The sequence below is a fragment of the Actinotignum urinale DSM 15805 genome (genome assembly GCF_000420445.1).
Taxonomy (GTDB): Bacteria; Actinomycetota; Actinomycetes; order Actinomycetales; family Actinomycetaceae; genus Actinotignum; species Actinotignum urinale.
The window spans coordinates 18,747-28,276 of the sequence record NZ_ATUY01000015.1; the positions used below are offsets into that span (position 1 = coordinate 18,747).

Annotated in this window: 10 protein-coding genes; 2 read left to right on the top strand and 8 right to left on the bottom strand. The window is 49.2% G+C overall.

Features of this window, described 5'->3' with window-relative positions:
* The first annotated feature begins 49 nt into the window (after positions 1 to 49).
* Both G445_RS0108375 and G445_RS0108380 read left to right on the top strand, forming a co-directional pair.
* Positions 50 to 442: a cupin domain-containing protein gene (locus tag G445_RS0108375; protein ID WP_022867082.1), complete on the top strand. Its 393-nt coding sequence runs from the start codon at positions 50 to 52 to the stop codon at positions 440 to 442.
* Between the two features lie 205 nt (positions 443 to 647).
* The gene (locus tag G445_RS0108380) at positions 648 to 1,484 is read left to right on the top strand and encodes a class I SAM-dependent methyltransferase (protein ID WP_022867083.1); all 837 of its coding nucleotides are present in this window, start codon (positions 648 to 650) and stop codon (positions 1,482 to 1,484) included.
* A 296-nt stretch (positions 1,485 to 1,780) separates the two neighbouring features.
* Here G445_RS0108380 and G445_RS0108385 read toward each other — a convergent pair whose 3' ends face one another.
* The 8 genes from G445_RS0108385 to G445_RS0108415 all read right to left on the bottom strand — a co-directional run.
* The gene (locus G445_RS0108385) at positions 1,781 to 2,806 is read right to left on the bottom strand and encodes an L-idonate 5-dehydrogenase (RefSeq protein WP_022867084.1); all 1,026 of its coding nucleotides are present in this window, start codon (positions 2,804 to 2,806) and stop codon (positions 1,781 to 1,783) included.
* On the bottom strand, positions 2,806 to 4,032 hold the full coding sequence (locus tag G445_RS10560) for an MFS transporter (RefSeq protein WP_211210522.1): 1,227 nt from the start codon (positions 4,030 to 4,032) through the stop codon (positions 2,806 to 2,808). Before G445_RS10560 ends, G445_RS0108385 begins: the two co-directional genes overlap by 1 nt.
* 9 nt (positions 4,033 to 4,041) lie before the next feature.
* On the bottom strand, positions 4,042 to 4,290 hold the full coding sequence (locus G445_RS11820) for a hypothetical protein (RefSeq protein WP_211210523.1): 249 nt from the start codon (positions 4,288 to 4,290) through the stop codon (positions 4,042 to 4,044).
* 208 nt (positions 4,291 to 4,498) lie between these two features.
* Complete coding sequence (locus G445_RS0108395) at positions 4,499 to 5,605, bottom strand: sugar kinase (RefSeq protein ID WP_022867085.1); 1,107 nt, start codon at positions 5,603 to 5,605, stop codon at positions 4,499 to 4,501.
* The gene (locus G445_RS0108400; protein ID WP_022867086.1) at positions 5,602 to 6,249 is read right to left on the bottom strand and encodes a bifunctional 4-hydroxy-2-oxoglutarate aldolase/2-dehydro-3-deoxy-phosphogluconate aldolase; all 648 of its coding nucleotides are present in this window, start codon (positions 6,247 to 6,249) and stop codon (positions 5,602 to 5,604) included. Before G445_RS0108400 ends, G445_RS0108395 begins: the two co-directional genes overlap by 4 nt.
* Entirely contained in the window at positions 6,250 to 7,338 is a 1,089-nt protein-coding gene (locus tag G445_RS0108405) for a mannonate dehydratase (RefSeq protein ID WP_022867087.1), read from the bottom strand.
* The gene (locus G445_RS0108410; protein ID WP_022867088.1) at positions 7,338 to 8,933 is read right to left on the bottom strand and encodes a mannitol dehydrogenase family protein; all 1,596 of its coding nucleotides are present in this window, start codon (positions 8,931 to 8,933) and stop codon (positions 7,338 to 7,340) included. The genes G445_RS0108405 and G445_RS0108410 overlap by 1 nt, the downstream gene beginning before the upstream one ends.
* A 302-nt stretch (positions 8,934 to 9,235) precedes the next feature.
* On the bottom strand, positions 9,236 to 9,530 hold a 295-nt coding region (locus G445_RS0108415; RefSeq protein WP_022867089.1), incomplete at its 5' end, for an IS3 family transposase.

Below are 9,530 nucleotides of genomic sequence, written 5' to 3' on the forward strand. Positions count from 1 at the left end.
AATACTACTTTTATATGGAATACGTTCGTTTGTGATAATAGGAAAGCATATGGATACTAAAAAATGTTCCGAAATATACACGCATGTACTTGACGATTTTCCCGTGGTGAAAGACTCAACGGTAAGTCGCGTTGTTACGAACACAGAGAATCTTCGTTATGTTCTTTTTGCATTTGCCGTGGGGCAAAGCCTGCCGGAATATGCCAGTACACGTCAGATAGTGCTCCAGGTTCTCAGCGGACAGATTCTTCTGCATATCGATGGGCGCGAAGAGCACATTTTAGGTACTGGAGATTTTGCGTATATTCGTCCGTCTACAGCGCACTGGGTGCGTGCAATTGAGGAAAGCCATGTGGCTCTCACAATGCTCAAGGTCGCAGATGAAATCGGTTCTGACGATACGTATTTCGACGATATGAATTCTGGAATTAAGAACAGCTAACTGGGATCACTGGAATCACTGGAATTAAGAACACTTAACTAGAATCAACAGCGCGAATACTTCAGTGCGAAGAATTTATTTCTATGCAAGGGATACGGACAGAGAAACAGAGCATAAGTGCAACTGAACAGTCTAGTTATCATGTAGCTACGAAATACAATAAAACAATGTAAATGTAACAGAACGCGAATATAGGGCGGCAATAATGGATAACATTCATGAAACGAATCAAGCTAACGAAACAGGCGCAAGGGAACGCGGTAAGCGTTTAGGCCCCGAAGAATCACGAATGCAAGGGCATTGGCTTCTAGCCAAGATTGGGAAAACCGTGTTGCGCCCAGGCGGGCTTGAGATGACGCACCGGATTTTGGACAACGCTCATATTACGGATAAGGATCGCGTTGTTGAGTTTGGCCCCGGTGTTGGGCGCACCGCGAAGTTCCTCTTTGGTAAAAATCCGGAATCATATACGGGTGTTGACAGGGAACCGCGTGAGGAAATGCGCAAGCTCGTTGCCGAACATCCTAAAGCGAACCTTGTTTCCGCCGACGCTAAGGACACCGGGCTTCCTCCGGAAAGTTGCGACGTTATTGTTGGAGAAGCCATGCTTACCATGCAACCGGATGCAGCTAAAAAAGCCATTATGGAAGAGGCTTTCCGCATTCTTGCGCCCGGTGGCCGCTACGCGATTCACGAAATGGGGCTTGATTCTTCCCTCACGGATGAGGACATCACACGAGTGAAAAAAGATTTATCGACGACGATTAAAGTTGGCGCGCGCCCACTTGTGGCGAAAGAATGGGTGAAACTGCTCGAATCCGTGGGTTTCGAGGTGCCCTACCGGACGCATAACGAGATGGCGCTTCTTAAACCCCGCAGGGTTCTGGCAGATGAAGGAATTTTCGGGGTGATGCGCATAATGAAGAATCTGCTTAAAAATAAGGCTGCCCGTAATCGCGTGAAGAAAATGCGTGCCGTGTTTAAAAAGCACGAAAAAGACTTGCGCGCTGTAGGTTTTGTTGCAGTGAAGCCAACCGCATAGGCCACTGCCCTGCACTGAATAATTCATGGCGGGAAAAGAAACGAAACATTTCGTTTCTTTTCCCGCCATTTCCAAAGCAGATAACAAAGAGTTCTCACTATCCCCTGCATATTCCCTTCATAGGAAAAACAGAAAATAGATAGTGAGAACCCTTGTTGTGTAGCTTATGAGTGGTTGGGGTGAGACGTTGAGTGAACATCTCACCCCAACGTTCCATTACTTCATAACATGACGTGCAACCCTAATGTTTAATCGGTAAATGCAGGTTGAAAGTCTGTTATGTGTGTGGAATGAAATTAGCTGAGTTTAATAAGTACCTTGGCGGAGCCTGTGGACTTATCTTTAGCTGTTTCAAATGCCTTCTGAGCATCGTCAATATCGAATTCATGAGTGATGAGCGGATGAACATCCAAACCATTAGCCATTGCTTCGATAGCGTCCGTAATCTCGTCAATAAAACGGTAGGAACCCTTATAGGTGATTTCGCGGGTAACGAGCTGACCAAGCGCAACCGGGCATGCATCTGCAGGAAGATTACCTACCTGAACAATCGTTCCGCCACGTTCGGTTGCCAGCAACATATCCGGAATCACTGCAGGAACACCAGAGGCTTCAAAAGTGACGTCAATATGGTTGGGAAGTTCGTCGCCGTTCGCGCGATTAATAACGTGATCGGCACCCATCGCCTTCGCAACCTTCAAAGGAGCGTCAGCAATATCGGAAGCCCACACTTGTTTCGCGCCCGCATATTTTGCAACCGCAACGCAGAGTGCGCCGATAGGGCCTGCTCCGTTAACAAGAACATTCTTGCCCGTGAGATCGCCGGCAACATGAATGGCGTGCATAGCAACCCCGAGAGGTTCGGCTACAGCGCCCTCTTTTGTGCTTACATTATCCGGGAGCTTACGAATCTGATCTTCACGAACGACGCGGTATTCGCTGAATCCGCCTTGTTCGTGTGGTAGAAATGCTGCAGAACCGAAGTAGCGGCATTCGGGCCACAGGTTATCACGGCCTTCCAGTTGGGCTGGCATGGTGTGATCGCCAACCAGGGTGGCCGGGTGAACGGTAACGTTCTGCCCAACCTGATAGGAGGTAACGCCCTCCCCTAGTTGGGCAATATGCCCGGCAACTTCATGGCCGAGAACCAGTGGTTCACGAAGGATAGCTGTGCCTGAAGCACCGTTTTGCCAGTAGGACAAATCGGAACCGCAGATGCCACCCCATTCCATTTTGATAAGAACTTCACCAGGCCCGGGTGTGGGCTGGGGAATATCTTGTACTTCCAGGTGTTGTGCTTTTTCAACAACGATTGCTTTCATTAGAAGGCATCCTCTCGGACGGAAAGATCACGTCCTGTAATTTCTGGCATCATCCACGCGGTGATATGTACCGCAACGGTGTAAACGAACATCATGATTGCCAAAGGAATCCAGCTGTTGAAGTGTGCTACCAGGGCTGCAGCAATGAGCGGGCCGAAACCAGCTGTAATCATGTTCGGGATTTCCTTAGACAGCGCAAGCTGTTCGTAGCGGTGTGCTGAACCGAAGCATTCTGCCATCGTAATGTTTTCCAGGGAGAACATGGCAAGAACGGTAATATTGTGCAGCACAATGTAGGAGATAAAGAAGATGAGTGTTGGGGCTGAGTAGTGTGCAACGCCCTTTTCCATCACGGTTTCTGTTCCGAGGAACTGTGGTGATACTAGGCCAAGGAAGCACGGAATAATGAGAAGAATGCCAATACCTGTAATGAGGCGGTAGGTTCTTTCACGACCGATGCGATCCCCGATCCAGCCAATTACGGGAACGGTGAGGAAGCCGACGATGGAGGAGTAAACAACGATGTTTGAAGCAACAGACTTAGCCAACAATACTTCAGCGGTAAGGAAGGTGATGATGTATGTTTGCATGATACCGGAGTTACCGGACTGACCGAAACGAAGAACGGATGCAGCGAGGAATGCCTTAATAGACTTCGGTGTTTTCTGAAGTTGTTCTTCAATCGCTTTGTGATCAGCAGCTTGCTGTTCTTTCAGTTCTGCCTTGCGTTCTGCGCGGGGTGCCAGAGGCTTATCATATTCGGAAACCAGTTCTTCGTCGGAAAGAATAATGCCTTCCTGTGTTGCTTCGAATACGGGTGTTTCCTTGAGGTGCAAACGAATGAATACGGCAAGGCCCATAAGTACTGCGGATGCAATGAAGGGAATACGCCAGCCCCATGCGATAACGGTATCGGATCCCATGGTTCCCAACATGATGGCCCAAATAAGGCCAGCGCCCAGGGTACCGGAATTTGTTCCCAGGGCGACGAGGGAGGAAATAATGCCGCGCTGGTTGGAGGGAGCATATTCTGCCAACATCACGGCAGCACCAGCAATTTCAGCGCCGGCACCAAAGCCTTGAACTAGACGGAGAATAACAAGCAGTGTGGGTGCAAGAATACCTACCTGTGAGTAGGTGGGGAGGAAGCCGATGAGTGTTGTGGCAACACCCATCATGGCGATGGTAATAAAGAGAACCTTAGTGCGGCCTACCCTATCCCCCATCCTGCCGAACTACCATGCGCCAAGTGGGCGAGCAATATAGCCTACGCCGTAAATTGCCATGGCACCGAGGATTGCCATGGTGGGGTGGCCTTCAGGGAAGAAAAGATCTTTGAAAACAAGTGCGGCAGCTAGTGAGTAAAGTTGGAAATCCATGAATTCCAAGGCTGTGCCAAGCCAACCGGATACTGCTGCTTTAACAAGATCACTGGTTGTTCTTGATGGCGCCTCAGCTGTTACCTGCTGTGGTTTATCAGACATATTATTCAACTTTCCTGTAGTTTCAAGGGCGAAACTATGCATTATATTCGCCCTTGAAACATGCATTATTTATACAAGAATTGTTATCTAAAATTTATAAAATAAAGTTTAGATAGGAAAACCCTGAGAATTTCCATATAAACATAATAATAGACGGCTTGAATATATACTATGAAAATTCAAGCCGTCTATTGGTTAATATGAAATTTTAGCGACGTACGCGTGCAGATCCGCCTGCTGCAAGTGCTTCAATTTCCTTCAATGTGGCCATGGTGGTATCCCCTGGGGTTGTCATGGCAAGTGCGCCGTTGGCAGCGCCAAGTTCAACACCCTTCTGGATATCGCCGTATTCCATGAGGCCGTAGATCACGCCGGACGCGAAGGAATCCCCGCCGCCCACGCGATCGTAAATTTCAAGATCGTCACGCTGACGTGCCTGGACGAAGCCCTGGCCTGCAGCCCAACCCACAGCACCCCAATCATTGATGGAAGCCGTTCGTACCTGACGCATGGTGGTACCGATGGCCTTGAAGTTCGGGAATTCCTTGGTTGCGGATTCAATCATCCGGCGGAATGCATCTACTTCAAGGTTATCCAGGTGTTCGTTAGCACCTTCGATTTCCAGGCCGAGGCAGGCTGTGAAATCTTCTTCGTTACCAATCATGACATCAACGTAGCGAGCGATTTCGCGGTTGACTTCCTGTGCACGTTCCTTACCGCCGTGGAGGTTCCAAAGGGATGGACGCCAGTTCAAATCGTAGGAAACCATGGTGCCATGTTCCTTGGCCTTCTTCACGATATCAATACAAGTTTGTGAGGACTGTTCGGACAGTGCAGCATACACACCACCGGTGTGGAGCCAGCGAACACCCAGTTCACCAAACAGGTAATCAAGATCGATATCTTCAGCCTTCATCTGGGAAATAGCTGTGTGTGCACGATCGGAGCAGCCAACAGCGCCACGAACACCGAAACCGCGTTCTGTGAAGTTGATGCCGTTACGGGCTGCGTGGCCAATGCCATCGCTTTCTACCCAGTGAATGAACTTGGTATCCACGCCACCGTTGAGGATGAGATCTTCAACAAGCATACCTACTTCGTTCTTAACCAATGAAGTAAGAATGGCGCTACGCATACCGAATGCACGGCGGAAACCACGAGCTACGTTGTATTCCCCGCCACCTTCGGAAGCTGCGAAGTTACGTGTGGTGTGAATACGACGATCGCCTGGATCGAGGCGAAGCATTACTTCACCAAGGGAAACAACATCATATGTGGTTTCTTCAGCTGACTTTACTTTAATCTGAGCTGTCACTTGCGAATCTCCTTAACTTTATCTGTCGCTTCCCGAGCAAGGCGGGTGATTTCATCGAACTTGCCCTCATTAATGAGGTTGCGCTTAATCATCCAGGAACCGGAGACTGCTGGAACGGCTGCGTCGCCGAGCCATTCTGGCATATTACCCAGGTTAACGCCACCGGATGGAACGAAAGCGGTTGTTGGGAAGGGACCACGTAGTGCCTTCACCATTTTGAGGCCACCGGCTTCCCCACCGGGGAAGAACTTCACGGCTTTGGCGCCACACGCCAGAGCCATCATGACTTCGGTTGCGGTTTGAACACCCGGAAGATACGGGATGCCCAATTCTGCTGCAACTTCAGCAACTTCTTGACTCCAGCCCGGGGAAACATAGAACTTTGCACCAAGTTCTGCTGCCCTGCGAGCCTGTTCGCCATTAATAACTGTTCCTGCGCCAACGGTCATTCCTTCAACAGCGCTCATTGCCTTAATGGCATCGCCACCGGCAGCTGTACGGAAGGTAACTTCTGCACAGTGAATGCCACCCTTAACAAGGGCCTCCCCTGCATTTACGGCATCTTTTGCATCATCAATAACGACGACGGGAACAATCGGATTTTCTGCCAGGAATGGTAGTGCGTCTGGGAGTTGAATGCTCATTTATTTTGCTTCTTTCATTCGCTTGAGGCCGTCCCACACGCCGAGGAGGTATTCGGCGCCCAGGGCGCGATCATAGAGTGGGTAGCCCGGGCGTCCCTCTTCGCCCCAAATCATGCGACCATGATCAGGACGGATGTAGGTGTGCGGAGACAAATCGTGAATAACTTCGACTGCGCCTTCAATGTCGAGGTCACCATCGGCGGACCAGTGTGCGGCTTCCTTGAACTTGCGTGGGCCAAGGTACTTGACGTTACGCAGGTGGGAGGCGACAAGGCGATCACGGCCGGCAACATACTTGAGGATTTCAACGACGTCATTATCCGGGTTGGAACCCATGGAGCCGATGCAGAGGCACAGGCCGTGGTTGCGTGATTCGTGAAGATCAAGGATGGCCTTCACATCATCAATGTTCTTGTATGCACGCGGAATGCCGAAGAGATTCCATGCCGGATCATCAGGATGGCATGCCATGCGGATACCAACACGTTCACAGGTTGGCATAATGGCGTCGAGGAAGTACTTCCAGTTTTCGCGAAGTTTTTCGACCGTCATATCCTTGTAAAGTTCCATAACTTCATCAAGGCGAGCAAGACGTTCGGGTTCCCATCCAGGAAGGGTAAGCCCCTTGGAATCTGCTTCTGTCTTTTCGACGAGATCGCGCGGTGTCATGCCCTTAATGACTTCTTCGTCGTAGTAAAGGCATGTGGAGCCATCTTCGTTAACATGCTCAAGATCGGTACGGAGCCAATCAAAGACGGGCATGAAGTTGTAGACGACTACTTCAATGCCGAACTCGGAGAGGTTTTCCAGAGTCTTAATGTACGTCTTGATGAGTTCATCACGGGTTGGAAGACCGAGCTTGATATCTTCGTGGACGTTAACGGATTCGATAACCTTGCATTCCAGTCCGACTTCCTGGACCTGGTCAACCATTTCCTTGATTTCATCCTTTTCCCACACTTCTTCGGCGGCTTTGCCGTTCAGTGTTGCCATAACGCCCGTGACGCCGGGAATTTGACGGATGTACTGCGGGGTAATCGGATCCTGACCGGGTCCGTACCAACGGAAAGTCATCTTCATTTGTGACATTAGTTAATCTCCTCGTGGATGGTGGTGCGTACAGCGCCGGGAGCGGCGATGAGACGGGTGAACAGTTTTTCGACCTTTTCAGCCAATGGCGTAGTGTAAAGGTCAACGCCAAAGATATTGGCATTGGACAAAATGGGCTTAAGAACTGCGTGAGCATCCACGCTATCGCCCAGGTTGATTCCTTCGACATGCTTCTGGAGTTCTTCCAGGAGCGGATCGGAGGAAGGTGTGAAGGGCTCGCCATCGTCGGCAACGCCCATCAGGTAACGAACCCACAGTGCAAAGACCAAAGGAATCACCTTGAGTTCGTTAAGATCCATTTCGCGCTTGATGTATTCCTTAATGGTTTCACCAAAACGAATTGGAAGCTTTTGAGATGTATCCATAGCGATACGTGCTGGATTATCAGGAAGTGCAGCATTGGGGAAACGTACCTCAAGAACTTCACGAAGGAATTCTTCGGGATTGACGATTCCAGGATCAGTTACCACAGGGAGGGATTCCTTGTAGCTCAAAATGCTGACCATCTTTGCCAAATCGGCATCGCGCATTTCAGAATCGATTGTTGGGAAGCGAAGAAGGCAACCCGAAACAGCCAACGCGGTATGCAGTGGGTTCAGGCAGGTTGTTACCTTCATGCGTTCGAACTTATCGCACGTTTCACGATCCGTAATATAGACCCCGTAATCTTCGAATGGAGGACGTGGGGCTGCGAACTTATCTTCAATAATGAGATATTCCGTGGGTTCTGCATTCACGAAACCAGCAACCGGTTTGCGCCCAACGTGATCAATACCCATATCTTCAAAGCCAAGCCCTGCAAGATATTCGGATACTTCTTCCGACGGACGCGGTGTGATCTTATCGATAACGGAGATGGGGAATGCTACCTTGCTACCATCTTTGAGCCATTCGACGAAACCATCTTCAACGGCTCCCTTTGCCTGCCAACCCTTTGCTACGGTAAGCACGGAATCACGTAGCTTATCCCCATTGTGGGAGAAGTTATCTGTGGAAACCATATTTATGGGAGCAGCATTGGCCTTGTAACGGTTGTAAAGTAAGCCTGCAGTCAAAGACATCGTATTCTTCAGGTAACCGCACGGATCCGAATCAATATCTTCCTTGACTATGTCAAGAAGTTCACCGTGGGAATCATGAATGGCGTAGCCTTTTTCTGTGACCGTGAACGACATCGTTGTCATACCGGGATCTTTGAAAATTTCGACTAGACGCTTGAAATCTTCTTCACGACGGCTTGTGAGAGCTTCACCTAAACCACCAAGAACGCGGATTGTACGATCCTTGGAAAGAATAACGCCGAGCGTGAGTAAATCAAACGGTGCAAGCTGTTTATCAATCTCTTCCGGATTCGTAAGAACGACACCGGTGATGGGCCATTCCTTACCGTCAGCAAGCATGTCATCCGCAACACGCTGAATAAAAACTCGGAAAATATTTCCAGGACCGAAATGTACCCACTTGGGATTTGTTTTTGCCTTGGCCTGCATTGCTGCGACATCGTATCCAGGTAGCTGGATACCTTGCTTTTCAAAAGCTGAAGCATCCTTGAGAGCTTCGAGGTTCAACTTCATATACATCACCTTTGATTGTGGAACTTAATTGCCTCGAACGCATTGTTCAACGTTGAGACAAACGCAATTGTGGCAAGCACTTTAATAAAAGTACCTTTCCAGCACTCCCAGTATATCCTGAATAGTGTTCTGTGCCACTTTAGAAAAAGGATTGCTTCAGATTTCTACCAGCTGACTTCCCCGAAGCCCAACGGTTTCATATTCCGAAACGCCCGTTTCGCACTTTTAAATACTATATGATTTTTTCAAAAAAAGAAAGGGGAAAAGGATGTACTGAACCCCAATTCTTGGACAGTGTGATTCTATCCGATGGTTGTTAGTGCGTGTTGCCGGTATTCGTTTGGGGTCATCCCTCCGAGCCGTTCTTGCATACGCTCAGTGTTGTACCACTGTATGTACTCGTCAATCGCTGCGCGCAGCTCGCTGATGGAAACGAATGAGTCATTGTTGAACATTTCTTCTTTCAAGTGAGAAAAGAAGTTCTCCATCACGGAGTTATCGTAACAGTTGCCCTTACGGCTCATGGATTGAACGCACTGATGCTCAACTAGCTGACTGATCCATGACTGGTGCTGATAGTGGTAGCCCTGATCAGTA

Excerpts from the sequence above, each read along its gene's own strand:
- G445_RS0108375 (WP_022867082.1), top strand. The coding sequence starts at position 50 with ATGGATACTAAAAAATGTTCCGAAATATACACGCATGTACTTGACGAT.
- G445_RS0108380 (WP_022867083.1), top strand. The coding sequence starts at position 648 with ATGGATAACATTCATGAAACGAATCAAGCTAACGAAACAGGCGCAAGG.
- G445_RS0108385 (WP_022867084.1), bottom strand. The coding sequence starts at position 2,806 with ATGAAAGCAATCGTTGTTGAAAAAGCACAACACCTGGAAGTACAAGAT.
- G445_RS10560 (WP_211210522.1), bottom strand. The coding sequence starts at position 4,032 with ATGGGGGATAGGGTAGGCCGCACTAAGGTTCTCTTTATTACCATCGCC.
- G445_RS11820 (WP_211210523.1), bottom strand. The coding sequence starts at position 4,290 with ATGTCTGATAAACCACAGCAGGTAACAGCTGAGGCGCCATCAAGAACA.
- G445_RS0108400 (WP_022867086.1), bottom strand. The coding sequence starts at position 6,249 with ATGAGCATTCAACTCCCAGACGCACTACCATTCCTGGCAGAAAATCCG.
- G445_RS0108405 (WP_022867087.1), bottom strand. The coding sequence starts at position 7,338 with ATGTCACAAATGAAGATGACTTTCCGTTGGTACGGACCCGGTCAGGAT.
- G445_RS0108410 (WP_022867088.1), bottom strand. The coding sequence starts at position 8,933 with ATGAAGTTGAACCTCGAAGCTCTCAAGGATGCTTCAGCTTTTGAAAAG.